Origin of the sequence: Stutzerimonas azotifigens (genome assembly GCF_013522725.1) — a bacterium.
In the GTDB taxonomy this organism is placed as follows: Bacteria; Pseudomonadota; Gammaproteobacteria; order Pseudomonadales; family Pseudomonadaceae; genus Stutzerimonas; species Stutzerimonas azotifigens_A.
Map to the genome: position 1 here is coordinate 344536 of NZ_JAAMRF010000001.1, position 25825 is coordinate 370360.

The window sequence follows — 25825 nt, forward strand, 5'->3', positions numbered from 1 at the left end:
CCCTCCGATGCTGCAGACCCGAGTCCTCAAACCGGCCGACAACGCCTATCAATACCCACTGCTGATCAAGCAGCTGCTGCTCTCCGGAAAGCGTTACGAGCGCACCCGAGAAATCGTCTACCGCGACCAGCTCCGCTTTGATTACCGCACGCTCAACGAGCGCATCGCGCGGCTGGCCAATGTGCTCACCGCGGCCGGGGTCAAGGCTGGCGATACCGTAGCGGTGATGGATTGGGACAGCCACCGCTACTTGGAGTGCATGTTCGCCATCCCGATGATCGGCGCGGTCGTGCACACCATCAACGTGCGCCTGTCGCCGGAACAGATCCTCTACACCATGAACCACGCCGACGACCGCTTCGTGCTGGTCAATGGCGAGTTCGCACCTCTATATCAGGCCATCGCCGGTCAGCTGACCTCCGTGGAGAAGACCATCCTGCTGGCCGACCAGGGCGCGGCCGATGCAGAGCTGCCCGATTGCCTCGGCGAGTACGAGCAGTTGCTGGCCGGCGCCGAGCCGCACTATGACTTCCCCGACTTCGACGAGGATTCGGTCGCGACCACCTTCTATACCACCGGAACCACCGGCAACCCGAAGGGGGTGTATTTCACCCATCGGCAGCTGGTGCTGCACACCCTGGCCGCGGCGGTCACAGTGACCGGCAAGGAAGACCCGGAGCTGATGCGAACCGGTGACGTCTACATGCCGATCACACCGATGTTTCACGTGCACGCCTGGGGGATGCCGTATGTGGCGACCATGCTTGGGGTCAAGCAGGTCTACCCCGGGCGCTACGATCCACAATTCCTGATCGAGCTCTGGCGCCGGGAGAAGGTCACGTTCTCCCACTGCGTGCCGACCATCGTGCAGATGCTGCTCAACGCCGGCACCGCTCAGGACATCGATTTCGCCGGCTGGAAGATCATCGTCGGCGGCAGCGCGCTCAACCGAGGCTGTTACGAGGCGGCCAAGGCGCGCGGCATGCGCCTGTCGGCGGCCTATGGCATGTCGGAGACCTGCCCGCTGATTTCCGGTGCGCATATCAGCGATGAACTGCTCGAAGCTGGCGAGGAGGCGCAGACCCGGGCCTACCTGAAGGCCGGCGTTCCGGTGGTGCTGGTCGACGCGGCGATTCAGGGCGCGGACGGCAGCTTCCTGCCCGCCGACGGTGTGGCCCAGGGCGAGCTGGTGTTGCGTGCGCCCTGGCTGACACAGAGCTACTTCCGAGAGCCGGAAAAGGGCGAGGAGCTCTGGCAGGGCGGCTGGTTGCATACCGGCGACGTCGCCTCGATCGATCCCGGCGGCGCCATCGACATCCGCGACCGCATCAAGGACGTGATCAAAACCGGCGGCGAGTGGTTATCGTCGCTGGCCCTCGAAGACCTGATCAGCCGTCATCCGGCGGTGCGCGAAGTGGCCGTGGTCGGCGTGCCGGACGAGCGCTGGGGCGAGCGCCCGTTCGCGCTGCTGGTACTTGCGCAAGGGCAGTCGCTCGATGCCCTCACCCTGCAGGACTTCCTCCAGCCTGCCGTGGACGCGGGGCAGATCAACAAGTGGGCGATCCCCTCGCAGATCGCCCTGGTCGCGGAAATCCCCAAGACCAGCGTCGGCAAGCTCGACAAAAAGCGCATCCGCGTCGACATCGCCCGCTGGCAGGAAGAGGGCGGCGTGGAACTGTCGTCGCTCTGAGGCTCCGCCAGCGTCGCGACGGGCATGCCGCGCCAGGTCTTGATAACCTGCGCGGCATGACACCACCGCAGCGAGGCTCTCCGTGTCGAATTCCGCTTCCCTGATTCGCGAAACCTTCCCTGTCGGGCCTTTGCAGTGCAACTGCACGATCATCGGTGACCCGCTGACCAAGACGGCCATGGTCGTCGATCCGGGCGGAGACCCGGAGCTGATCCTGTCGCGCCTGGACGCCCACGGCCTCAAGCTGGTGAGCATCATTCACACCCATGCCCACCTGGATCATTTTCTCGCCTCCGGGCAGATGAAGGAGAAGACCGGCGCCACCCTGCATCTGCACAAGGACGACCAGTTCCTCTGGGATAACCTGGAGATGCAGTGCCAGCTGTTCGGCGTGCCCTACGCGCCGGTGCCTGCGTCGGACCAGTGGCTGACCGATGACCAGGCGCTGGACTGTGGTTGTGGCGTTGCGCTGCACACGCCGGGACACACGCCGGGCTCGATGAGCTTCTGGTTTCCGGAGGCGAAGCTGCTGATTGCCGGCGATACGCTGTTTCGTCGTGGCGTCGGCAGGACCGACCTGTGGGGTGGCGACCGGGTTGCCCTGGAACGCTCGATCAGACAGCGGCTGTACCGGCTGGACGAGGACGCCACGGTGGTCGCCGGTCACGGCGCCGATACCCGGCTGGGCGATGAAATGCGAGAGAACCCCTTCGTGCGCGCCTGATCCGGCAGCGCCTACCGATTATCGTTCTGATGGCCGGTTCCCACTCCGCTGCGCTTCATCTTGTTAATCTTGCCGCGCCCTGCAGGAGCCTGCTCCGTCGGGGCGGCCAGTTTGATAACCGAACATGATCTAAGGAAGTACATATGAAGATGCTGGGTAACCTGACCGCCGTGGCTGCAGGCCTCGTACTGCTCGCCGGTTGTACCACCAACCCTTACACCGGTGAGTCCCAGGCGGGCAAGGCCGGCATTTATGGCGGCATTGGCGCGGTGAGCGGCGCGGTCATCGGCGCGGCCACCTCCAGCAAGAAGGACCGTACCAAGGGCGCGCTGATCGGCGCCGCCGTCGGTGGCGCAGCTGCTGGCGGCTACGGCTACTACGTCGACACCCAGGAAGCCAAGCTGCGTCAGACACTGCAGGGCACTGGCGTGCAGGTGCAGCGCAACGGTGACCAGCTGACCCTGATCATGCCAGGCAACATCACCTTCGGCAGCAACTCCTCCGACATTTCCTCGAGCTTCTACTCGACGCTGAACTCGCTGGTGCTGGTGTTCAAGGAGTTCAACAAGAACGGCGTGAACATCGTCGGCCATACCGACAGCACCGGCTCGTTGCAGCTGAACCAGGACCTGTCCAATCGTCGCGCGCAGAGCGTGGCGTCTTACCTGATGTCCAACGGTATCCCGTCCAATCGCATCTCCGCCTATGGCGCCGGCCCGAGCCAGCCCATCGCCAGCAATAGCACAGAGGCGGGGCGTGCACAGAATCGTCGTGTCGAGATCAACCTGATCCAGATGTAAGCCACAAGCGACTCCCTCTGCCTGCTTTGCTGGTTTTCCGTCGCCAATAATGTGACGAATTCGGAGGTTCTGATCGATCGGTCGGAACCTCTGGGGCGCCTGAAGACTCTCAGAATGCTGATAGCGCGCCAGCAGTGGCTGAGGAGGTCGGATGGATCGTCGCCCCGCTTTCCATTCGCGCAGGGCCTGGCTGCCTGTGTTGGTCACGCTGGCCTTGCTGGCGGGGCTGTGTGGATGGGTCGGCTGGCAATGGCAGGCCCTTGAAAAGCGCAATGCCGCCGAAGACGAGCGTCGCTTCGTCTTTGCCGTGAATGACATCGAACACACCCTCAAGGAGCGCATGCGTGCTTACGAGATGGTGTTGCGTGGTTTGTCCGGCTTCGTCGCTGGCAGTGGAGAGGTCACGCCCGAGGACTGGACTCGCGCCACCGATCAGCTGCAACTTCAAGACCTTTACCCCGGCATCCAGGCGGTCAGCCTGGCACGCTACGCCACTCCCGAGACACTGAATCAGCTCATCGCCGATATCCGGAGCAATGGCCGCCCCGGCTTCCGCATGTATCCCGAAGGGGTGCGCGACGAGTACCTGATCGTCGATTTCATTCACCCCACCGACTGGCGCAATCGCAGGGTGGTGGGGTACGACATGCTCAGCGAGCCGGGCCGCCGGGAGGCGATCGTAAGCGCTCGCGAGACGGGCGTGCCGGTCATGACCGGGCCGCTGAGGTTGAAGCAGGAGACGGAGCAGCATGTGCAAGTCGGCGTGTTGTTATATCTGCCGGTGTACGCGCCCAACGCGCCCACCACCACCCGCGACGAGCGACGGGCCGCCTTTGCCGGAACCCTGCATGGTGCGTTTCGCCTGAACGACCTGCTCGAGGGCATCCTCGGGTCGCGCAGCGGATTGTTCCAGCTGCAGCTCTATGATGCGGCCGAACCGGAAGCGGCTCTGCTCACGGAGCGCCTGCCGGTACCGGAAACCGCGAAGTTCAAGCGTACCCGCAATCTCTATATGTATGGGCGCAGCTGGCAGTTGGTGGTGGCCAGCACTCCGGCATACGAAGCCATCCTGCGCGGCAGCCGACAGTCGTTCAGCCTCATCAGTGCCCTGGGCGCGGCGCTGCTGTTTTCACTGATGGCTGGCGGTTACTTCTACCTGCGCGAGCGCACATTGCGCGAGAGCCGTGCCCTCAGCCTCAAGCTGCAGGAGCGCGAGTCGCGGTTTCGCCAATTGATCGAAAAGCTGCCTGTCGCGACATTGCTGTGCAACGACCGCGGCCGTATCGAACTGGCCAACCAGAGTGCGGCGAGCCTGCTGGGCAGTTCCATCGAAGGGTTGCTCAACGAGCGCGTTAGCCGTTTCGTTCCCGGAGTGCTGATCGATGAAAGCCGCGCCGGCCCGATGGCGGCCAATCAGGAGGAATTTCAGGCGCAGCGCGACGACGGCACGCTGGTGCCGGTGGCGGTCAGCCTGACCCAGCTCACCCGCGAAGACGGCCTGCATCATGTGATCAATCTGGTCGACCTGCAGGCTCGCAAAAGCGCCGAGGAGCGCTTTCGCAATCTGGTGGAGGCCTCGCCCAATGCGCTGGTACTGGTCGATAACCGTGGGATCATCGCGATGGTCAACCGGCAGACCGAGGTCATGTTCGGCTATGAGCGCCAGCAACTGCTCGGCCAGCCGGTGGAGATGTTGTTGCCCGATGCCTTGCGCGAAACCCACCGGGGTCTCTTGCAGGCTTATATGAAGAACGCCGAGCCGCGGCGGATGGGCAGCAACCGCGAACTGTTCGGCCAGCACGCCGATGGTCGGCCACTGCCGCTGGAAGTCGGTCTGTCGCCGATGCGCGCCGGCGACAAGCTGATGGTGCAGGCGGTGATCATCGACATCAGCCACCGCAAGGCCGCGGAGCGGCGCCTGCGCGACCAGGCCGATGAGCTGGCCTTGGCCAACCGTTACAAGTCCGAGTTCCTTGCCAACATGTCCCACGAGCTGCGCACGCCGCTCAACAGCATCCTGATCCTGAGCGACCAGATGCGGCAGAACACGGCGGGCAACCTGACCGAGAAGCAGGTTCGCCATGCCGACATCATGCATAGGGCCGGCAACGACCTGCTGCAATTGATCAACGATGTGTTGGACCTGGCGAAGATCGAAGCCGGGCGGATGCAGCTCGATGTAGAAACGCTCGATCTCGAAGATCTGCTACACGAAGTCGAGGCGAGCCTGCGGCCAATGGCCGAGCAGAAAGGGCTGATGCTGAACGTGCGGATCGAGCCGGGTGTGCGTACCGCGATACGCAGCGACCGCGCTCGATTGCAGCAGATCCTGCTAAACCTGCTTTCCAATGCACTGAAGTTCACCGAGCGCGGGAGCGTGGAGATCATCGTCGATCGGGTCGGCGAGGGCGAAGGCGAGGCGCCGGACAGCGAGACACTGCGAATCCGCGTGTGCGACACCGGTATTGGAATCCCAGCCGAGCAGCACGAGCGCATCTTCCAGGCGTTTCAGCAGATCGACGGTTCGATCAGTCGCCACTATGGCGGGACCGGCCTGGGACTGGCCATCACCCGGCAACTGGTCGAGGTGCTCGATGGCCGCGTGACGCTCACCAGCGCACCGGGCGAGGGCTCCTGCTTCGCCGTACAGATTCCGGTCATCCTGGCCAAGCCCAAGCTGGCCGAGCCCCGGGTCGAGCCGCACGTCGAACGGCCGGTGCAGCGGGCTACACTAGGACCCAGGGTGCTGATCGTCGAGAGCGATGCCGCGTTCGCCACGGAAGTGGCCGAGGCTGCTGGTAATCACGGGTTCGACAGTCTCGTCTGCAGCAGTGCCGAAGAGGCGCAACAGGCGCTGAAGAACGATCGCTTCGCCGCAATCGTGCTGGATGTTCTGCTGCCCGACCACAGTGGCTGGCAGGTGCTTGCCAACGTGCGCGGCGACGAGCGGCATCGTGACGTTTCGGTAATCGTCATCAGCAGCGTGCCGCAGCCGCACGATTGGCGGGACGACAGCAGCCGTTACCTGGTCAAACCGGTGCCCCGCAGCGATCTAGAGCGCCTGTTCATTGAGCTGGCGCGTCAAAAACACAACCCGCTGCGCCTGCTCCTGCTGGAGACGGACCGGAGCCTGCGCCAGCCGCTACGTGACCATCTGGAGCGACTCGGCTACAGCGTGACGGTCGCACGCAGCAGCGACGAGGTGCGTTTGGCCTATGCTGAGCAGTCCTACAGTGCGGTGGTCATCGACCATGAGCTTCACGGCGAGAGCGGTCTGGACCTGTTCGCTGCCCTGGACCGGCTGCGGCCGCTGGGCGGCACGCGCATAGTGCTCGGCGTTCGCCAGCCGCTCGACGACGACGAGCTTCAGCGGCTCGAGCGTTATTCCGGCGTGGCGTTGTCCAAAGACCGGGCCATCGAGCAAATCGCCGTACTGCTCAGGCCGCAGGAGCGCAACTCGCCGGCCTCGCGTGGCGCGGTGGAACAACCTTTACTGGGGCAGCGTGTACTGCTGGTGGATGAAGACGTACGCACCATCTACACCATGACCGCCCAGCTGGACGAGCTCGGTTTGCAGGTGGTGCCGGCGACCGATGCCGAGGAAGCGCTGGACTGTTTCGATGAGGAGCCCATCGATCTGGTGCTGCTGGACATGCGTGCGGCGAAGCTGGATGGACGCACGCTTATTCGTCGGTTAAGGAACGAACATGGCTGTCAGGTGCCTATCATTGCCCTCACGGCCCATGCAACGAAGGAAGACAAGGAGCACTGTGTCGAGGCCGGGGCCGATGATCATCTGCCCAAGCCGGTAGCACAGAGCGAGCTGGCCGAGCGACTGGAACATTGGCTCGGCGTGGCGATGAAGCGCTCCGCAGACAAATAAGGAGAAGGTGGATTGCACCCATTATTCATGTCCTACGTCCAGCAGGACGCCAAGTCCGAGCACGGGCTGTTCTTGGCATGTTCGGCCCTGCGGCTGTTCCAATCGGCCATGGTGTCGATCATTGTCACGCGGCCGAAGGCAGTGGAGGTGGCACATGGCGCGCGCGCAGCTTAAGTCGGACCCTCGCACCCGCACCTTGCTGGTAGTCGACGACCGAGAGGCCAATCTGGTTGCCATGGAGGCCCTGCTGGGCGACGGCGACTGGCAGGTGCACACCGTCAACTCCGGGGAAGCGGCACTCCAGGCGCTGCTCGAACTGGATGTCGAACTGGTCCTGCTCGACGTGCAGATGCCCGGCATGGACGGCTTCGAAGTGGCGCGGCTGATGCGCGGCAGCCCCCATACCCGCTACACGCCGATCATCTTCGTTTCGGCCATTGCCCACACGCGCGATTCGGTACTGCGCGGCTACGCGACCGGTGCCGTGGATTTCATTCTCAAGCCGTTCGATCCGCAGGTGCTCAAGCACAAGATCAACACGCTGCTGGCCCACGAGCACAATCGTCGCGATCTGCAGCTGCTCAGCCAGCAGCTCGACAGCGCCAGGGCGTTCAATGCCTCGGTATTGAACAACGCCGCCGAAGGCATCCTGGTGGTCGGCGAGGATGGGATCATCAGTTTCGCCAACCCGGCCATCGCGCAAATGCTGCACACCACGGTCGATGCGCTCAAGGGCACCCCGTTGCTGACGCACCTCGAGGCTCCGGAAATGCCCGAGGCCTGGCGCGAAACCGACTTCTACCTGCACTGGCGCAGCGGTGCGACCTATCGCGTCCACGAGGCGCAGCTGCGGACCGGCAATGGAGGGTCGCTGCCGGTGGCGCTGAGTTGCTCGCCTCTGCCGCGCCAACAGCGTTCGATGGTGGTGATCGCGCTGGATATGTCGGTCGTGCGCAACCTGCACGTGCAGCTCGAGACCCAGGCGGTCACCGACTCGCTGACCGGGTTGCTCAACCGCCGCGGCTTCCACCAGGCCCTGGATTCGGCCCTGGCGCGGGTCGACCGCAATGGCAAGCACATGGCGATCCTCTATATCGATCTGGACGGCTTCAAACGCATCAATGACTCGCTGGGTCACGAGGCGGGTGATGCGATCCTGTGCAAGGTGGCGCGCCTGCTGGAAACCTGCATGCGACCCTACGATATCCTCGCGCGGATGGGCGGCGACGAATTCACCGCGTTGCTCGATTCGCTGGAACACACCGAAGACGCAGCCAAGGTCGCGGAAAAGCTCATCGAGCTGATTTCGGTGCGCCATAGCATCGAGGGCACCGAGGTGACGCTGGGTGCGAGCATTGGCATCGCCAGCTTTCCCGAGTGCGGGCAGAACGTCGAAGACCTGCTGCGTTCGGCCGACATGGCGATGTACGAGGCCAAGCGTGCGGGGCGCCAGCAGTTCCGCTTCTTCTCCAGGGAAATGAATGGCCGTGCCCATGCTCGCCTGATCATGGAGGAAAACCTGCGCAGCGCGATCGATCGCAACGATTTCGGATTGGTCTACCAGCCGCAGATTCAGCTCGACACCGGCCGCCTGCGCGGTTTCGAGGCGCTGTTGCGCTGGGACGGCAACGGCAGCGGGCAGGTAATGCCGGGCGTGTTTATCCCTCTGCTCGAAGAAACGCGCCTGATCAACCGGGTAGGCGAGTGGGTAATGCGCGAGAGCCTGAGTCAATGTCAGGAATGGCTGCCACGCCTGGGCGATGACCTGGTCCTGAGCATCAATGTCAGCCCGATCCAGTTCGCCATGGCCGGGTTGGTGGATGCGCTCAGCAGGCTGCTCGACGACTACCGGCTAAAGCCATCGCAACTGGAGCTGGAGGTCACCGAAGGAACGTTGATGCAGGACCTCGACCATAGCTGCGAGAAACTCAGCAACCTGCGCAAGCTGGGCGTCAGGGTGGCGATCGACGATTTCGGCACCGGTTATTCGTCGCTCGCCTACCTGCGGCATTTCGAGCTCGATACGCTGAAGATCGACCGGCTGTTCGTGTCCAACATGCTCGACTCGCCCCGCGATGCGGCGGTGGTCAGCACCATCATCGACCTGGGCCGCAACCTGGGCCTGGAAGTAATCGCCGAGGGTGTGGAAACCATGGCCCAGCGGGATTGGCTGATCGCCCACGATTGCCACGTGATGCAGGGTTTTCTGGTGGCGCCGGGGCTTAGCTGCGATCAGGCAAAGAATTTCCCGTCGCAGATCGACTGGAGTCGGCTACCGGTGGCGGTGCCCGGGGACTGATTCGGGCGGCCCATCCAGGCCACCCGCGCTCACTGGTCTGCGGAGTCCGGGTATTCCCGGTGCAGCGCTTCGAGCTCGGCGTCCTTGTCCTGCCAGAGCTGGTTCACCCACTGCTGGAAGCTCAGCCGGTATTGCTCGTCCTGGTCATAGCTCTTGCAGATGAATTCGGCTGGAATCGGCATCGCCTCGATGCGTATCACCACGTGGCGTATCCGCCCGCACAGCAGATCCCAGAAGCTCGGATTGCCGTCCGGATAGTGGATGGTGATGTCGATCAGCGCGGTCAGCTGCTCGCCCATGGCGTCCAGCACGAAGGCGATGCCGCCCGCGCGGGGCTTGAGCAGATACCTGAACGGCGAGTCCTGTTCATCGTGCTTGGCGGGGGTGAAGCGCGTGCCCTCGAGGAAGTTGAACACCGACACCGGGTTGGTCTTGTAGCGTTCGCAGGCCTTGCGCGTGGTCGCCAGGTCCTGGCCGCGCTTTTCAGGGTGTTTGGCCAGGTACTCCTTGCTGAAGCGCTTCATGAAGGGAAACTCCAGCGCCCACCAGCACAGCCCGATCACGGGAACCCAGATCAGCTCCTGCTTGAGGAAGAACTTGAGAATCGGCATCCGCCGGTTGAGCTGGTACTGCAGCATCAGGATGTCGGCCCAGCTCTGGTGGTTGCTGGTGACCAGGTAGGAATGTCCCATGTCCACCTTCTCCAGTCCCTGGACGTCCCAGTGGGTGCGCTGCACCAGATCCATCCAGAAACTGTTCACCGATATCCAGGATTCAGCGATCCAGTGCATGGCGGTGCGCAGTGACCGTTGCACCACCGGGAATGGCAGCACCAGCTTGAGCAGCGAAAGGGCGAACAGCGGCCAGCACCAGAACAGCGTATTGAGGATCAATAGCAGGCCGGCAAGAGTGCCGCGAAGGCAGTGAGGCAGAAAGCTCAGCATCATGCGATGTCTCGAAAAAAAGCGCAGGGCGATGGCCCGGTTGGCGCTTGGGTCGTTATTTTGGGCGCCAAGGGTAACGATTGTGGGTAGAACTGCAAGTTATCGCCGAAGATCGGCAACGGTCGCAGGCGGGACGGACGTGGCCGCCGGGGATACAGGTGGGGCCCGGCGCGCCACCGCCCGGAGGCGATGGCGCGCGGAGAGTCAGGCTTCCTGGCTGGCAGCCTGGATTGCAGTGAGGGCGATGGTGAAGACGATATCGTCGACCAGGGCCCCGCGCGACAGATCGTTCACCGGCTTGCGCAAGCCTTGCAGCATCGGCCCGACGCTGATCACGTTGGCGCTTCTCTGCACGGCCTTGTAGGTCGTGTTGCCGGTATTGAGGTCGGGGAAGATGAACACCGTGGCGTTGCCCGCGACCTTGCTGTTGGGCGCTTTTTGCCGGCCGACGCTCTCGATGGCGGCGGCGTCGTACTGCAGCGGGCCGTCGAGCGCCAGATCGGGACGCAGCTCGCGGGCCAGACGAGTGGCTTCACGCACTTTTTCCACTTCCTCGCCGCTGCCCGAATCGCCGGTGGAATAGCTGATCATCGCCACCCGAGGCGGGATGCCGAAGGCCGCAGCCGAATCGGCACTCTGGATGGCGATTTCCGCCAGCTCGGCGGCAGTCGGGTCGGGATTGACCGCGCAGTCGCCATAGACCACCACTTGGTCGGGCAACAGCATGAAGAAGATCGAGGAGACGAGCTTGTAACCCGGCGCGGTCTTGATCAGCTGCAGGGCCGGGCGGATGGTGTTGGCGGTGGTATGGATGGCACCCGATACCAGCCCGTCCACCTCATCCAGGGCCAGCATCATGGTGCCCAGCACCACCGAGTCCTCCAGCTGGGCGCTGGCCATCGGCGCGTTGAGGCCCTTGCCCTTGCGCAGTTCCACCATCGACGGCACGTAGCGCTCGCGGATCAGGTCAGGGTCGAGAATCTCCAGCCCGTCCGGCAACTCGATCCCCTGAGCCTGGGCGACGCTGTGCACCTCGTCGGGCTTGGCGAGCAGCACGCAGCGGGCGATGCCGCGGGCCTGGCAGATCGCCGCCGCCTGAATGGTGCGCGGCTCGCTGCCTTCGGGCAGCACGATGCGCTTGTTGGCCGCCTGGGCGCGCTTGACCAACTGGTAGCGGAATGCCGGTGGGGACAGGCGCAGCTCGCGCGGGCTGCCGCAACGTTGCTTGAGCCAATCGTGCTCGATATGGCCGGCGACGAATTCGGTCACCTTCTCGGCGCGCTCGCGGTCGTCGATCGGGATTTCCTTGTTCAACCGGTTGAGGTTGGTCGCGGTGTCGTAGGAACCGGTCGAGACCGTCAGCACTGGCAGGCCGCTCTGCAGCGCGCCCTTGCAGAGTTCCATGATCCGCGGATCGGGGGCGAAGTCGCTGCACAGCAGCAGCCCTGCCAGCGGTACGCCGTTCATGGCGGCCAGGCTCGAGGCGAGGATGATGTCGTCGCGATCGCCGGGGGTCACCACCAGCACGTCCGGCTTGAGCAACTGCACGGTGTTCGGCACGGCGCGGGCGCACAGTACGATCTTGCCGACGCGGCGCTGCTCGTACTCGCCGGCATTGAGGACCCGGGCACCGAGCAGGTCGGCGATGTCGCGGGTGCGTGGCGCGTTGAGTTCGTCGGCCCAGGGGATGCAGCCGATCAGGCGGAAGTGGTCGCTGTCGAGCATAGGCGCGTGTCGCTTGAGGCGCTGGACGAAATCGTCCATGCCCGCTTCATGGCGCACCTTGTTGAGAATCACCCCGAGCACCTTCGGGTCCTTCGGACCACCGAACTGCTGAGCCTGGATCTCGATGCGCCCGTAGAGCTCCCCGAGGGTTTCGCTTTCCGGCGCGCTGACCAGGATCACGTCGGCGTCCAGGCTCTTGGCCAGGTGCTGGTTGACCCGAGCGGCATAACTGGCCTGGCGGGTCGGCACCATGCCTTCGACGATCACCACGTCCTTGTCCTGCGCAGCCTGCTGGAACAGGCTGACGATCTCTTCGAGCAATTCGTCGACATGGCCATCGCCGAGCATGCGCTCCACCTTGGCCAGGCCGAGCGGCTTGGGCGGCGTCAGGCCGTGGGTGCGGGCGATCAGTTCGGTCGAGCGTTCCGGGCCTTCATCTCCCAGGTGCGGTTGGGCGATGGGCTTGAAGAAGCCGACCTTCAGGCCGTTGCGCTCGAGCGCGCGAACCAGGCCGAGGCTGATGGAAGTCAGGCCGACGCCGAAGCCGGTCGGCGAGATGAAAAAGGTGTGCATCCGGTTCTCCTTGAGAGCGAAGCGGGCAGGGCGCGGCGATGGTCGACGCCGGGCGCCTGGGCGAATCAGGCGTCCAGCAGGCCCAGGGTGTCGAGGGCGATCTGGCGTTCTTCGTTGGTCGGTACCACCAGCACCCGTGGGCGGCCATAGGCCTGGATGAATCCGGATACTCCGCGGATGCAGCGCGCGTTGGCCTCGCTGTCCAGTTCCAGATTGAACAGGCGCAGGTGCTCGACGGTCTTGCGTCGGATCAGCGGCGAGTTCTCGCCGATCCCGCCGGTGAAGATCAGGCCGTCCAGCTGGGGTAGGGCGCAACCCATGGCGGCCAGCGACTTGGCAATGCGATAGCAGAACACTTCGATGGCCAGCGTCGCGCCGACATGTCCCTGTTCACGCGCCTGTTCCAGGGTGCGCATGTCGTTGGACAGGCCGGACAAACCCTTGACTCCGCTGTCGTTGTTCAGCATCCGATCGATCTGCTCGAGGCGCCAGCCCAGCGCCCTGGCGAGGTGGCTGTGCAGGTTGGGGTCGACGTCGCCACTGCGGGTGCCCATCGCCACGCCTTCCAGCGGCGTCAGGCCCATGCTGGTGTCGCGGCTCTGGCCGTTGACGATCGCGCAGGTGGAGCAGCCATTGCCCAGGTGTGCGCTGAGCCAGCTGCTGTCGCCCACGGCCAGGTTGGCCATGCTGGCGGCGCGGTGGCTGACGAAGCGGTGACTGGTGCCGTGAAAGCCATAGCGGCGCACGCCGTGCTGCCGATAGAGGTGATCGGGCAGGGCATAGCGGAAAGCGTGCTCAGGCAGCGTCTGGTGGAACGCGGTATCGAAAACCGCCACGTGCGGCAGGTTGGGGAACAGTTTCATCGCCGCCTGAATGCCCTGCAGGTTGGCCGGGTTGTGCAGCGGGGCGAGGGGGGCGGTCGCGTCGATCGCGGCCAGCACCTTCTGGTCGATCAGCGTCGCGCGGGTGAAAAATTCTCCACCATGAACGACCCGATGGCCGATGCCGTGAAGCTGGCCGCCAGCCACCGAATTGACCATCGGCAACAGCTGCGAAAGGGCCGCGCGATGATCGGCGTTGGGGATCAGCATGCTGTCCTTTTCGCCGCTGCTGCGCTGCCAGTGCAGCACCGCGTCGGCGGTACCGAGCCGCTCGGCCAGTCCGCTCAGGGGGAATTGCGAATGCGCTTCGTTGATCAGCGCGAACTTGATCGAAGAGCTGCCACAGTTGACCACCAGGATATTGCGCGCAGACATCGAAACTCCTTCATGTTGTATCGCAGCCCTTGGCGCACCAGCCGCAGGGGAACGGCTTGCCGAGCCGGGCGCGCCGCTGCTCGGGATCGACCACCCAGGCACGTGATTGCCAAGGCGGCTGGTGCCGCAGGTGCTGCGTATGACCACACGACAAGACTGCCACCCAGTGCAGGTCGTCGTCCTGATGAAAATCAATCAGATACGAAATAGTGGGCATGGCAGCCATTCCCGTTCATCTGGCCTCGATTCGCAATCATCGCGGGCCGCGGTTAAACTTTGGCATTCATAACTCTCAAGCAAAGGTCCACTCCCATGCTGATCGCCGCGAACAAGGCTGTCTCCATCGACTATACCCTCACCAACGATGCCGGTGAGGTAATCGACAGCTCTTCCGGCGGTGCGCCGCTGGTCTACCTGCATGGCGCAGGCAACATCATCGCCGGGCTGGAAAAGGCCCTCGAAGGCAAGCAGAGCGGCGATCACGTGCAGGTCGCGATCGAGCCCGAAGATGCCTACGGTGAATACAGCGCCGAGCTGGTCGCCACCCTGAGCCGCGCCATGTTCGAAGGCGTCGACGAGCTTGAAGTCGGCATGCAGTTCCACGCCTCCGGCCCGGATGGCAGCATGCAGATCGTCACCATTCGCGACGTCGAGGGCGACGACGTGACGGTCGACGGTAACCACCCGCTGGCCGGCCAGCGCCTGAACTTCGACGTGAAGATCGTCGATGTGCGCGAGGCCAGCGAGGAAGAAGTTGCCCATGGGCATATCCATGGTGAAGGTGGTCATCATCATTGAGGACAGCGTAACGCTGATCCCTGTGTGACCATTGGGCATGGTTGACGGTACCCGGCGGTGTTCGGGTAGCGTGTAGGAGGCGTTCCGGTATTGCCGGAGCGCCTTTGTCCTCTGTAGGAGTTGAAAATGAGTGCGTTCCACGAGTTGAAGCTGCCGGCTCTGGGAGGTGGGGAGCTGCCGCTCGCGCCCTTCAAGGAAAAGGTCACCCTGGTCGTCAACGTCGCGTCGCAATGCGGCCTGACACCCCAATATGCCGGCTTGGTGAAGTTGCAGCAGGAATATGGCGAACGTGGCTTCAGCGTGCTCGGTGTGCCCTGCAACCAGTTTGCCGCCCAGGAGCCTGGCTCCGACGAGGATATCCAGGGCTTTTGCAGCGCCACCTATGGCGTCAGCTTTCCGCTGACCGGCAAACTCGAAGTCAACGGCCCGCAGCGTCACCCGATGTACCGCCTGCTGGCGGGCGAAGGTGCCGACTTCCCGGGCGACATCAGCTGGAATTTCGAAAAATTTCTGGTCGGCAAGGACGGCCGCGTGCTGGCGCGCTTCTCGCCGCGTACCACGCCTGACGACCCGGCGCTGATCCAGGCCATCGAAAAAGCCCTCGGTGACTGATGTTGCCGTTGCCCGGCCGGTTCCGCGCCGGGCATCTTCCTGTTGCTTATGACCGTTGCAGTTGGCCGCCGATAAGCGTCGTTGATGATGCTATGTGTCCGAGACGACCGGTCATATTCTCGGCTCCATGAACAGCCGAGCCCGCTCCGACAAGCATGAACTGATCCTCGCCAAGGGTGCGCAGGTGATAACCCGGCGTGGCTATCACGGTACCGGCGTGCTGGAGATCGTCCAGGCCGCCGGCGTGCCGAAGGGCTCGTTCTATCACTATTTCGCCAGCAAGGAAGACTTCGCCCTGCAGGCGCTCGATCATCTCTATCGGCCGCGGCTGCAGCGTTACGAATGTGCGCTGACCGACACGCGCCTGCCACCGACGCAGCGCATCCTCGATTACTACCGCGAGCTGGTGGCTCACTTCGCCCGCCAGCCTACCCCCGAGTACCACTGTTTCATCGGCAGCCTGAGCTTCGAGATGGCCGAGCTGTGCCAGCCGATCGGCCAACGGGTCGAGGCGATTCTCGAGCGATCGGTCACGCTGCTGGCGGATTGCCTGGAGTCGGCGCGCGAGGCGGGCGAAATCGCCTCCGACGTGGATTGCCGCTCGCTGGCCGAGTTCATTGGCAACGCCTGGGAAGGCGCCTTGATGCGGATGAAGGTCGGTGGCCGGGTGGCGCCGCTGGAAAGTTTCCTCGGTCAGCTGGAGTGGCTGCTGCGCCATCGCTGACGCTTCCCCTTTTTCCGGTTCGCTAGACGACCGGTCATTTTAAACTGCATGGAGTTGCCCTCGATGACCGCTGCACAGTCCCTGTTCCAACCCTTTCGCCTCGGTTCGCTGACCATTCCCACCCGCGTCGTGATGGCACCGATGACCCGCTCCTTCTCGCCAGGCGGCGTGCCGAACCAGGCGGTGGTGGAGTACTACCGGCGCCGTGCGGCGGCAGGCGTCGGCCTGATCGTCACCGAAGGCACCACCGTGGGGCATCGCGCGGCCAACGGTTATCCCAACGTTCCGCGCTTCTATGGCGAGGACGCCCTGGCGGGCTGGAAGCAGGTGGTCGACGCGGTGCATGCCGAGGGCGGCACCATCGTTCCGCAGCTGTGGCATGTGGGCAACGTGCGTCGGCTCGGCGCCGAGCCGGACGCGAGCGTGCCGGGCTACGGGCCGATGGAGAAGCGCAAGGACGATAAGGTTCTGGTCCATGGCATGACGAAGGACGATATTCGCGAAGTCATCGCCGCGTTCGCCCAGGCCGCCCGGGATGCCAAGGCGATCGGCATGGATGGTGTCGAGATCCATGGTGCCCATGGCTACCTGATCGACCAGTTCTTCTGGGAAGGCAGCAACCAGCGCACCGACGAATACGGCGGCAGCCTGGCCAACCGTTCGCGCTTCGCCATCGAGCTGATCCAGGCGGTGCGCGAGGCGGTGGGTCCGGACTACCCGATCATCTTCCGTTTTTCGCAATGGAAGCAGCAGGATTACAGTGCCCGCCTGGTGCAGAGCGCCGAGGAGCTGGGGGCATTCCTCAAGCCCTTGTCCGAGGCGGGCGTCGACATCTTTCACTGCTCGACCCGACGGTTCTGGATTCCCGAGTTCGAAGGCTCCGAGCTGAACCTGGCCGGCTGGACACGCAAGCTCACCGGCAAGCCGACCATCACTGTCGGCAGCGTTGGCCTGGACGGCAGCGAGTTCACCCAGTTCTTCGGCAAGACCGACGAAGTGGCCCAGCCGGCCAGCATCGAGAATCTGTTGCAACGCCTGGACGACCAGGAGTTCGATCTGGTCGCCGTGGGCCGCGCCCTGATCGTCGATCCGGAATGGGCGGCGAAGGTCCGCGACGGCCGCATGCAGGACATCCTGCCGTTCAGCCGCGAGGCGCTGGCGACCCTGGCCTGACGCCAGGCGCTGCGGCCTATCTGGCCGGGCTGCTGCAGCCCGGCTTTTTTCTAGTTGCGCCGGACCACGGGATTTCCGCCGCCTTCGCGCACCCAGAGCACGGTCGCACCGGCGACCGCGGCAGGCATGATCAAGAGGTTGACCACCGGGATCAGCAGCGCGGCGTAGGTCACCGCACCGAAGCTCAGACTCTGCCAGCGTCGCTGGCGCAGCCAGGCCATCATGTCGTTCCAGCTCATCTTGTGGTTGTCGGCCGGGTAGTCGATGTACTGCACGGCCATCATCCAGATGCCGAACAGCAGCCACAAAGGCGCAGCCACCAGGTTCACCACCGGAATGAACGACAGGATCACCAGTGCCAGTGCGCGTGGCGCGAAGTAGGCCAACTTGCGCAGTTCCCGACCGATGGTGCGGGGCAGCAGGGCGAACAGCTCGCGCCAGCTGAACGGTGGAAAATCGTCCTCGCCACGCACGACGACTTCGACCTTCTCGGCAAGAAACCCGTTGAACGGCGAGGCGATGATGTTGGCGAACAGTGTGAAGGTGAAAAACACCATCAGCAGGACCAGTGCCACGAACAGTGGCCAGATCAGGTATTCGAGGAAGCCGAGCCAGTCCGGCAGGTTCGGCATGAAGACATCCACCCAGCCGCCGAAGCGGCTGATGGCGAAATAGATCAGGCTGGCGAACACCAGAAGGTTCGCGGTCAGCGGCAGTAACACGAAGAGCCTCAGGCCTGGGCTGAGGACCAGTCGCAGACCCTCGCGCAGGTATTGCGGGCCGGAAAGTGCAGCGGGCATGGGAAGACTCCAGCGAACGGATGCGGCGACCTTACCGGCTTTGCCCGGCGTGTAAAAGTGCCCCGTCAGATCGATAGCCGTTGCCTATGCAGCGGATCGAATACCTGAATTTCTGTGAACTGCGTTCCAGGCGTAGAGTTCGCGCCATTGGTTTCCCGAGGGTCATCCGCTCCATCAAGCCTTCCCCAAGTGCTGGGATGACCCTTTTTTATTTCGCCGACAGGCAAGGAGTCCCCATGGCAGATCGTCACGCTCGACTGATCATTCTCGGCTCCGGGCCGGCCGGCTACAGCGCTGCGGTCTATGCCGCGCGCGCCAACCTCAAGCCGTTGCTCATCACCGGCATGCAGATGGGTGGTCAGCTAACCACGACCACCGAAGTGGACAACTGGCCAGGCGACCCGCACGGCTTGACCGGTCCTGACCTCATGCAGCGCATGCAGACCCATGCCGAGCGCTTCGAGACTGAAATCGTCTTCGACCATATCAAGGCCGTGGATCTGGCCGGCAAGCCATTCACTCTGATCGGCGACAGCACGAGCTACAGCTGCGATGCTCTGATCATCGCCACCGGGGCGAGCGCGCGCTACCTGGGTCTTCCCTCGGAAGAAGCCTTCATGGGTCGCGGGGTCTCGGCATGCGCCACCTGTGACGGCTTTTTCTACCGCAACCGGGAGGTCGCGGTGGTCGGTGGCGGCAACACTGCCGTCGAAGAGGCCCTGTATCTGGCCAATATCGCCAGCCGGGTGACCCTGGTGCATCGTCGCGACAGTTTCCGTGCCGAGAAGATTCTCCAGGATAAGCTCCGCGAGCGGGTCGCCGAAGGCAAGATCGTGCTCAGCCTTGATCGGGAAGTGGACGAGGTGCTGGGTAATGAAATGGGCGTGACCGGCGTGCAGTTGCGTGGGCGTGATGGGCAGATCGAACGGCTCGATGTCGACGGTCTGTTCGTTGCCATCGGGCATACACCCAACACCTCGCTGTTCGAGGGGCAGCTGGCGCTGAAGGATGGTTACATCGTCATTCACGGCGGGCGTGACGGCAACGCGACTGCTACCAGCGTGCCGGGCGTGTTCGCCGCTGGCGATGTCGCTGATCACGTCTATCGTCAGGCGATCACCTCGGCAGGCGCCGGGTGCATGGCGGCTCTGGATGTCGAGCGCTATCTCGACGGGATCTAGGCCCTAGCCACGTCCCGATGGCCCGCGCATGCGGGCCGTTTTCGTTCAGCTTGGCTTGCGGGCAAGCGGCATGGCCTCGAAACGCACGCCAGGCAAGCCGGTCTGCATCAGCGCGCGGATGTTGCGGTGGTCATCGCCGTTCGGCGTTGCCAGCACGGCCTGGTAATGCTCGGCGAACGCCAGCAGCGCTTCTTCGGTCGAGAAGCCTTCGAGCAGGGCGAGCCCCAGCGTCTTGCACGAGCCCATGTTTTCACCGGCCGCGTTTTCCACATCGCCGTTGACGAAGCTGCTCGGCTGATAGAGGTAATGGCTGTCGATAAAGGTGAGGGTCTCGCTAAACCTGTGGGTGCTGCTGCTCAGGCGAGCGCGGAATTCTTTCAGTGCTTCGCTCATTTCTGTCCCTTGTCGAATGCGGCCTGCTGTTCGGCGCTCGCTTCCTTCTGGTAGCGGCCTTTCCATTCTTCGTACGGCATGCCGTAGATCTCTTCGCGGGCCTGGTCGTAGCTGACCTCCAGGTCCATGTCTTCGGCGGCAGCCTTGTACCACTTGGACAGGCAGTTGCGGCAGAAGCCGGCCAGGTTCATCAGATCAATATTCTGCACGTCGGGGCGACTGCGCAGATGCTGCACGAGGCGGCGAAAGGCGGCGGCTTCGAGTTCGAGGCGTTCTTGGTCGTTCATGGTTCGGGTCTCGGCGTGGCAGAGGTGGCCGTGATGATAACGCCTGCTTCGAGCACCGGGCCAGCGTCCGCGCCCGGCAGCTGGGTGGAACTTCCTGGCCCGGTTGCCACCGGATAGACAGAGGCTCGCCCACGCAAGGCAAGCCCGAGAGAGGACACCGCGAAGATGACGACGATGAGAGACAAGGTAGTGGTGGTGACTGGCGCGTCGGCAGGGGTCGGACGTGCGACGGCTGTTGAATTCGCTCGGCAGGGCGCTCGCCTCGCATTGTTGGCGCGAGGCGAGGAAGGATTGCAGGGAGCCCTACGGGAAGTCGAAGCGCTAGGAGGCCGGGCGTTGACGATTCGCGTGGACGTGGCCGATTCGGCTCAGGTCGAAGCGGCCGCCGAGCGGATCGAAACCGAGCTCGGCCCCATCGACATCTGGGTCAACAACGCCATGGTCACGATTCTTGCGCCGGTCCACCAGATCAGCGCCGAGGAGTATCGGCGGGTCACCGAGGTCAGTTACCTGGGTACCGTGCATGGCACCTGCGCCGCGCTCAAGCGCATGCGGGCACGCAATCGCGGCACCATCGTCCAGGTCGGCTCGGCGCTGGCCTACCGTGCGATTCCCTTGCAGTCGGCCTACTGCGCCGCCAAGTTCGCGGTGCGCGGTTTTACCGATGCCCTGCGGGTGGAGCTCAGGCATGATCGCAGCCGGGTACATGTCACCATGGTGCAGCTGGCGGCATTCAACACACCGCAATTCGACTGGGCCCGTACGCGTTTGCCGAAACAGCCGCAGCCGGTGCCGCCGATCTTCCAGCCTGAGATCGCTGCCCGAGGCATCGTCTGGGCCGCCGGGCAGCGCCGTCGCGAAGTCTGGCTGGGTTTTCCCGCAGTCAAGACGATTCTCGGCAATGGCCTGTTTCCCTGGCTGGCTGACCGGATACTCAGTCAACAGGGCTACGATGGCCAGCAGAGCGGCCAGCCGCTGGCGGACGATCGGCCGGACAATCTCTTCGAACCGGTAGCGCGCGACATGGGCAGCCATGGCCGTTTCGACCGTGAGGCCAAGGCGCACAGCGTTCAGGTGTGGGCGAGCATGCACCGCCGAGGCCTGGCGCTTGGCGCACTGGCCCTGGCCGGCGGTGCGTTGGTGGCGGGTCTGCTCAGTCGCGGTGGCCGGCCAAGGTGATCGATACCGACTCGGCAAAGCGCAGCGCGTGGGGTTTGTCGACTTCGACCTCGGCGTAGCGCACCGAGGGGTTAGCCATCACCAGGTCGAGAATCTCCTGAGTCAGGCGCTCCAGCAGGGCGAAGCGATTGCTTTCGACATGGGCGATGATCGCCTTGGTCAGGGTGCGGTAGTTCAGTGCCTGCTCGATGGCGTTGTCGCGCACGGCATCGCTGGCCGGGTAGATCACCGTGAGGTTGATCAGCACGTCCTGCTTGTTGAGGATTTCTTCCTCCTTGATACCGATATAGGTGCGCAGCCTGAGGTCTTTGACGCGGATGCGCGCCATGGCGGGTTCCAGTCGGGGCATATCGTTACTCCAATCAAGCTCATGGGCGGTCAAACCAGGTGTCGTCCGCCGTTTACCGGCAGCAGGGCGCCGGTGACATAGGGGTTGTCCAACAGGTAGCGCAGGCTCTGGTAGATCACTTCGGCACCCGGCTCGATGCCCAGTGCGGACTTGGCCAATGCCTTGCGGCGATAAGCCTCGTCGTCGCCTTCATTGAACTGGATCAGCGCCGGCGCGATGCCATTGACCTTCACCGCCGGCGCCAGGCGCGCCGCGAACGACAGCGTGAGGCTTTCCAGGCCGGCTTTGCTGGCAGCATACGCGGTGTGCTTGGCGCTTCCCTTGCGCGTGACATCATCGCTGATGTGGACGATATCAGCCGGGCCGCCGTGGCGTAGCAGGTCGCTGCAGTGCAGGTTGATGAGGTAGGGCGCGAGCATGTGCACCTGGAACATCTGGCGAAACGCCTCGGCTTCCTCTCCTGGCGTGTCCGGGTGCCAGAGCGAGGCGTTGTGCACGATCGCGCGCAGCTGCCCGGTCGTGTCCTTGAGGGCATCGATAAAGGCGAGAATGCCGCTCTCGTCGCTGAAATCCCCGTGCAGTGCGATCGCGCCGCGTGAGCGTAGTCGTTGCAGGCTGGGCTGCTCTTGTCGGTAGCTGACGATCACGGGCTGGCCGTCGTCCAGCAGCCGTTCGGCGCAATGCAGGCCGATGCGCTGGGCCGCTCCGGTGATGAGAATCGGTGGCGTGACTGGCTTCATGGCGGCTACTGCAAACGAGATGGAGTCAGGCGTGCGCCGCCAGTCGCCACGGCGCGTCCTGGAGAGGACGCGTTGCCGCAGCGCGAGCGGTGCTGAGCGGGGAGCTTACACCAGATCGAGGGGCATTTCGGGTTGCAGTTCCGGGTGCAGGCGGCGGTGCTGCCTGAAGAGGTAGCGGCGGATGCGCTCGGCATCCTTCTGTTCGGGGTAGTCGACCTCATAGGCGGTCATGCCTTCGTCGACATCGCGCACGCGCCGTGCTTCCAGCGGGAGCGTGTCGCCCCCGGGCAGCGCCAGGCGAAGCTGGAAGTAATCCGGCGTGTTGCGCTTGCGGCTGGTATCGACGAGCAAGCCGCTCGGCGACAATTCATGCACGCTCAGGCTGCTCCTGCCACCATCGGCTTCGAGCAGCGGCAGCGGCTTGTCGGGATGGAAGCGCCAGGCGCGCAGTACCGGGCCTCGCTCGTAGATGACCGGTGCGGCCATTCTCAGCTGCAGGACGTGAAATTCGTCCTTGGCCAGCTGCAGCGGAAAGGACATGCAGAAGTCGTCGAACTGGGCGTCGAAGGTCAGCTTCGAGTGTTGCGCCAGTGTCGAAAGCATCTGGTTGGACTGAGGCCCGCCGTCGACCCTGAAGGTGGGCGTATTCGACGGCTGCCCGACCGTTGGCGGGTTCATCAGGCTGTTGATGAACTCCAGCTCGTCGCTGGAGAGAATGCTGTCGTCGGCCATCGGGATTATCCCTCTCGGGGATGCTGAGCCGGGCGGTTGCAGGGCGCCGGGCGGGCCGCGTCCCTTGCAGGGGATCGGTGCCGTGTGGTGGGGACGGCGCTAAGACCTCATGGTGTCGAATTGGTTCCGCATGGGAGGGCGCCGTGACGCTACCGTCGGTCGACCGCTCTGTGATCGGTCACGATTCGAGCCGCGGCCCGCGATGGGGCATAATCGGAGGTTTTGATCGGAGCGACATCATGAAGATCGCAATTCTCTCAGGCTCGGTCTACGGCACCGCCGAAGACGTGGCACGGCATGCTGGGGAGCGCCTGAAGGCGGCTGGCTTCGACGTCTGGCACGATCCCCGGGCGCAACTGCCGCAGATCCAGACGTTCGGCCCCGACGCGCTGTTGGCGGTGACGTCCACCACCGGCATGGGTGAGCTACCCGATAACCTGATACCGCTCTATTCCACCATCCGCGATCAGTTCCCGGCCTGGCAGGGCCTGCCGTGCGCGGTCATCGCGCTGGGCGATGCGAGCTATGGCGATACCTTCTGCGGCGGTGGCGAGCAGATGCGCGAACTCTTTGCCGAACTGGGCATGCGCGAGGTGCTGGAGATGCTGCGCCTCGATGCCAGCGAGACGGTTACCCCGCAGAGCGACGCCGAGCCCTGGCTGGATCGGTTGGCCGCCGCGCTGCAAGCTTAGCGATGTCCCGGTGAGTCACTGCGCTGGCTGACAACGCGACTGGGCGAGTTAGCCGGGCAGGCTAGACTCAGCCTCATCAGAACAACAATGGATGAGGTGTACTGTGACGGCTCTACATACGCTCCCCGCAGTAAGAGACCAGGTCAGCCCGGCCGAGTGGCAGGCGCGGGTCGATCTGGCGGCCTGTTATCGGCTGGTGGCCCTGCATGGATGGGATGACCTGATTTTCACCCACATCTCGGCGAGGATTCCCGACAGCGAGCATTTTCTGATCAACCCCTACGGGATGATGTTCCACGAGATCACCGCCTCGAGCCTGGTGAAGATCGATCTGGCCGGCAACAAGCTGATGGACAGCCCCTACGACATCAACCCCGCCGGCTATACGATCCACAGTGCGGTTCATGAGGTTCGCCATGACGTGGCGTGCGTGATGCACACCCATACCGCCGCAGGCGTTGCAGTCTCGGCCCAGCGCCAGGGGCTGTTACCGATCAGTCAGCAAGCGCTGTTCGTGCTGGCCAGCCTTTCCCATCACGGCTACGAAGGTGTGGCGCTCAATCACGACGAAAAGGCGCGGTTGCAGGCCGACCTTGGCCACACCGGTTTCATGCTGCTGCACAACCACGGGTTGATGACCTGCGGGCGCAGCATCGCCGACACCTTCCTGATGATGTTCACCTTCCAGCGTGCCTGCGAGATCCAGGTGATGGCGCAGTCCGGTGGCACCGAACTGATCCCCATTCCGCAGCAGATCCTCGATGGCGCCAAGGCGATGGCCGCCGCGGTGACCAAGACGTCGAAAGGTATGGGTGGCGCGCTCGCCTGGCCGGCGCTGTTGCGCAAGCTGGATCTGCAGAGCCCCGGATACGACGCCTGAGGTTCAGCGCCGCGTCGCGAAGGCCTGCAGGTCGGGGTAGAAACTGCGGAAATCCTCGCTGAGCGGCGCGTACAGACGCTCGAGCTCCTGCAGGCTGCCGTCCAGCGCCTGTGGGCGCGACAGGCGCCGGCTCATGCCTGCGATCACCTGCTCGAGCACACTGAATTCGCGGTAGCTGCCGAGCCAATCCTGCGCGGCCATGCGTGGAGCGATCTGCGCCAGTGCGCCGGGTAGTTCGGCTTCGTCCTTCAGGACCCGATAGACGCGCCGGGTGAAAACATCGAGTGGCTCTTCGGCATAGTCGTGCCAGTTCGCCGCCAGGCAATGGTCGAAGAACAGGTCGACGAGAATGCCGGCCAGTCGACGGCGCTCGGTCGGAAAGCGCGCCTTGGCCATCAGCACGCGCGGATGGCTGTCGGTGAATACATCGATCTGACGGTGCAGGCGGATACCGGCCTCGATGTCGGCCGACCAGCGTCCCTGCAGCGGGCCCTTGACGAAATCGCCGTACAGGCTGCCGAGCAGATCGGCCGGGCGCGGGCCGCCAAGGTGGAGGTGTGCGAGGTAATTCATCCCCCAAGCTTAACCCAGGCGCTGCCCATACTGGCGTCGACGTCTTCGGTCAGGCGGCGGCCTTTTCGATCTCGGCGCTGCCGTACAGCGCTTCGGCGATTGCCGTGTGGCTCAGGCGCGCCAGGCTGTTGCGGTTAAGGCCTGCGGTCTCGATGGGCGTGAGCAGCTGGATTTCCACATCGGCCTCTTCGCTGCGGAGCAGCCGCAGTAGGTGAGAGAGGAGATCGTCGTCACCGACGAAAGGCGTTAGCCGGTCGGGCTCGCCATTGCGGCGATAGCGCAGCGCGACCGGCTGCAGCGGCACGCCGGCGTCGATGGCGCACGACAGCAGACGGGCATGGAAGGTGCGCAGAGTGCTGCCGTCGGTGGTGGTGCCTTCGGGGAAGATCAGCAAGGGGCATCCGGCCTGCAGTTGGCTGCCCAGCAATTGCCTGACCTCGGCGCTGTCGCCGGCGCCCCGGCGGATGAACAGCGTTCCGGCCTGCTGGGCGAGCCAGCCGATCACGGGCCAGCGGCGCACCTCCGATTTGGACAGGAACGAAAGCGGCGTCAGGCTGCCTAGTAGCGCAATGTCCGTCCAGGACAGGTGGTTGGCGAGCCACAGCATCGGGCGATCCGGCAGTTCGCCAATCACCTGGACGCGCAACGGCAGCGTTGCGGCCAGACGGCCGAGAAAAACACGGGTCAGCTGCTGCTGGAGCGCAGGATCGTCACGGCCCAGGCGCCGGCGCAGTGAAACCCAGCAGGCCATGGCCAGGCCTTGGGTGATGACTGCGGCGAGGCGCAGCAGCCGGCGATACAGACGTAGCCGCGTCATC

25 protein-coding genes are annotated in these 25825 nt (G+C 64.1%); 13 read left to right on the forward strand and 12 right to left on the reverse strand.

Annotation, left to right across the window (positions count from 1 at the left end):
• Positions 1-7 precede the first annotated feature (7 nt).
• The 5 genes from G7026_RS01620 to G7026_RS01640 all read left to right on the forward strand — a co-directional run bounded on the left by G7026_RS01620 (position 8) and on the right by G7026_RS01640 (position 9396).
• A complete protein-coding gene (locus tag G7026_RS01620; RefSeq protein ID WP_181068897.1) occupies positions 8-1690 on the forward strand; it encodes a fatty acid--CoA ligase in 1683 nt (560 codons plus the stop codon).
• An 82-nt stretch (positions 1691-1772) separates the two neighbouring features.
• A complete protein-coding gene (locus tag G7026_RS01625; protein ID WP_181068898.1) occupies positions 1773-2414 on the forward strand; it encodes an MBL fold metallo-hydrolase in 642 nt (213 codons plus the stop codon).
• A 143-nt stretch (positions 2415-2557) separates the two neighbouring features.
• Positions 2558-3214, forward strand: a complete 657-nt coding sequence (locus tag G7026_RS01630; RefSeq protein WP_181068899.1) for an OmpA family protein — start codon at positions 2558-2560, stop codon at positions 3212-3214.
• A 151-nt stretch (positions 3215-3365) separates the two neighbouring features.
• Positions 3366-7097 (forward strand): CHASE domain-containing protein, encoded by a 3732-nt coding sequence (locus G7026_RS01635; protein ID WP_181068900.1) that lies wholly within the window; start codon positions 3366-3368, stop codon positions 7095-7097.
• Between the two features lie 154 nt (positions 7098-7251).
• Positions 7252-9396: a putative bifunctional diguanylate cyclase/phosphodiesterase gene (locus G7026_RS01640; protein WP_181068901.1), complete on the forward strand. Its 2145-nt coding sequence runs from the start codon at positions 7252-7254 to the stop codon at positions 9394-9396.
• Between the two features lie 29 nt (positions 9397-9425).
• Here G7026_RS01640 and G7026_RS01645 read toward each other — a convergent pair whose 3' ends face one another.
• The 4 genes from G7026_RS01645 to G7026_RS01660 form a co-directional block, all read right to left on the reverse strand.
• Positions 9426-10340, reverse strand: coding sequence for an acyltransferase (locus G7026_RS01645; protein WP_181069226.1), 915 nt, complete (start codon positions 10338-10340; stop codon positions 9426-9428).
• Between the two features lie 204 nt (positions 10341-10544).
• On the reverse strand, positions 10545-12638 hold the full coding sequence (gene pta, locus G7026_RS01650; protein ID WP_181068902.1) for a phosphate acetyltransferase: 2094 nt from the start codon (positions 12636-12638) through the stop codon (positions 10545-10547).
• Positions 12639-12703: 65 nt separating this feature from the next.
• The gene (locus G7026_RS01655) at positions 12704-13894 is read right to left on the reverse strand and encodes an acetate kinase (RefSeq protein ID WP_181068903.1); all 1191 of its coding nucleotides are present in this window, start codon (positions 13892-13894) and stop codon (positions 12704-12706) included.
• A gap of 10 nt (positions 13895-13904) precedes the next feature.
• Complete coding sequence (locus G7026_RS01660) at positions 13905-14120, reverse strand: DUF3565 domain-containing protein (protein WP_181068904.1); 216 nt, start codon at positions 14118-14120, stop codon at positions 13905-13907.
• 86 nt (positions 14121-14206) lie between these two features.
• On the opposite strand from G7026_RS01660, the gene G7026_RS01665 reads away from it, so the two are divergent.
• The 4 genes from G7026_RS01665 to G7026_RS01680 all read left to right on the forward strand — a co-directional run bounded on the left by G7026_RS01665 (position 14207) and on the right by G7026_RS01680 (position 17201).
• On the forward strand, positions 14207-14692 hold the full coding sequence (locus G7026_RS01665; RefSeq protein WP_181068905.1) for an FKBP-type peptidyl-prolyl cis-trans isomerase: 486 nt from the start codon (positions 14207-14209) through the stop codon (positions 14690-14692).
• A 126-nt stretch (positions 14693-14818) separates the two neighbouring features.
• Positions 14819-15304 carry a glutathione peroxidase gene (locus tag G7026_RS01670; protein ID WP_181068906.1) on the forward strand — a complete coding sequence of 162 codons (486 nt, stop codon included), beginning with the start codon at positions 14819-14821 and terminating at the stop codon, positions 15302-15304.
• A 127-nt stretch (positions 15305-15431) separates the two neighbouring features.
• On the forward strand, positions 15432-16028 hold the full coding sequence (locus G7026_RS01675; protein WP_181069228.1) for a TetR/AcrR family transcriptional regulator: 597 nt from the start codon (positions 15432-15434) through the stop codon (positions 16026-16028).
• Between the two features lie 63 nt (positions 16029-16091).
• Entirely contained in the window at positions 16092-17201 is a 1110-nt protein-coding gene (locus G7026_RS01680; protein WP_181068907.1) for an NADH:flavin oxidoreductase, read from the forward strand.
• Between the two features lie 50 nt (positions 17202-17251).
• On the opposite strand, the gene cysZ is transcribed toward G7026_RS01680, so the two are convergent.
• Positions 17252-18001, reverse strand: a complete 750-nt coding sequence (gene cysZ, locus G7026_RS01685) for a sulfate transporter CysZ (RefSeq protein ID WP_181068908.1) — start codon at positions 17999-18001, stop codon at positions 17252-17254.
• A gap of 197 nt (positions 18002-18198) precedes the next feature.
• On the opposite strand from cysZ, the gene trxB reads away from it, so the two are divergent.
• On the forward strand, positions 18199-19182 hold the full coding sequence (gene trxB / locus G7026_RS01690) for a thioredoxin-disulfide reductase (protein ID WP_181068909.1): 984 nt from the start codon (positions 18199-18201) through the stop codon (positions 19180-19182).
• Between the two features lie 45 nt (positions 19183-19227).
• Here trxB and G7026_RS01695 read toward each other — a convergent pair whose 3' ends face one another.
• A complete protein-coding gene (locus tag G7026_RS01695; protein WP_181068910.1) occupies positions 19228-19575 on the reverse strand; it encodes a HopJ type III effector protein in 348 nt (115 codons plus the stop codon).
• Entirely contained in the window at positions 19572-19862 is a 291-nt protein-coding gene (locus G7026_RS01700; RefSeq protein ID WP_181068911.1) for a DUF1244 domain-containing protein, read from the reverse strand. The genes G7026_RS01695 and G7026_RS01700 overlap by 4 nt, the downstream gene beginning before the upstream one ends.
• Positions 19863-20036: 174 nt before the next feature.
• Here G7026_RS01700 and G7026_RS01705 point away from each other — a divergent pair, with 174 nt between their 5' ends.
• Positions 20037-21041 (forward strand): SDR family oxidoreductase, encoded by a 1005-nt coding sequence (locus tag G7026_RS01705; protein ID WP_181069230.1) that lies wholly within the window; start codon positions 20037-20039, stop codon positions 21039-21041.
• On the opposite strand, the gene folX is transcribed toward G7026_RS01705, so the two are convergent.
• From folX to G7026_RS01720, 3 genes are all read right to left on the reverse strand, one after another.
• Positions 21016-21390, reverse strand: a complete 375-nt coding sequence (folX, locus tag G7026_RS01710; protein WP_181068912.1) for a dihydroneopterin triphosphate 2'-epimerase — start codon at positions 21388-21390, stop codon at positions 21016-21018. The genes G7026_RS01705 and folX overlap by 26 nt on opposite strands.
• Positions 21391-21419: 29 nt before the next feature.
• Positions 21420-22130 (reverse strand): dihydromonapterin reductase, encoded by a 711-nt coding sequence (folM, locus tag G7026_RS01715; protein WP_181068913.1) that lies wholly within the window; start codon positions 22128-22130, stop codon positions 21420-21422.
• 105 nt (positions 22131-22235) lie between these two features.
• Positions 22236-22862 (reverse strand): PilZ domain-containing protein, encoded by a 627-nt coding sequence (locus G7026_RS01720; RefSeq protein WP_181068914.1) that lies wholly within the window; start codon positions 22860-22862, stop codon positions 22236-22238.
• 239 nt (positions 22863-23101) lie between these two features.
• Here G7026_RS01720 and G7026_RS01725 point away from each other — a divergent pair, with 239 nt between their 5' ends.
• Positions 23102-23554 carry a flavodoxin gene (locus tag G7026_RS01725; RefSeq protein ID WP_181068915.1) on the forward strand — a complete coding sequence of 151 codons (453 nt, stop codon included), beginning with the start codon at positions 23102-23104 and terminating at the stop codon, positions 23552-23554.
• Positions 23555-23645: 91 nt separating this feature from the next.
• Complete coding sequence (locus G7026_RS01730) at positions 23646-24434, forward strand: class II aldolase/adducin family protein (RefSeq protein ID WP_219858258.1); 789 nt, start codon at positions 23646-23648, stop codon at positions 24432-24434.
• A 3-nt stretch (positions 24435-24437) separates the two neighbouring features.
• Here G7026_RS01730 and G7026_RS01735 read toward each other — a convergent pair whose 3' ends face one another.
• Both G7026_RS01735 and G7026_RS01740 read right to left on the reverse strand, forming a co-directional pair.
• Positions 24438-25007 (reverse strand): acyl carrier protein phosphodiesterase, encoded by a 570-nt coding sequence (locus tag G7026_RS01735; RefSeq protein WP_181068917.1) that lies wholly within the window; start codon positions 25005-25007, stop codon positions 24438-24440.
• Positions 25008-25056: 49 nt separating this feature from the next.
• On the reverse strand, positions 25057-25824 hold the full coding sequence (locus tag G7026_RS01740) for a lysophospholipid acyltransferase family protein (protein WP_181068918.1): 768 nt from the start codon (positions 25822-25824) through the stop codon (positions 25057-25059).
• Position 25825: the final 1 nt, after the last annotated feature.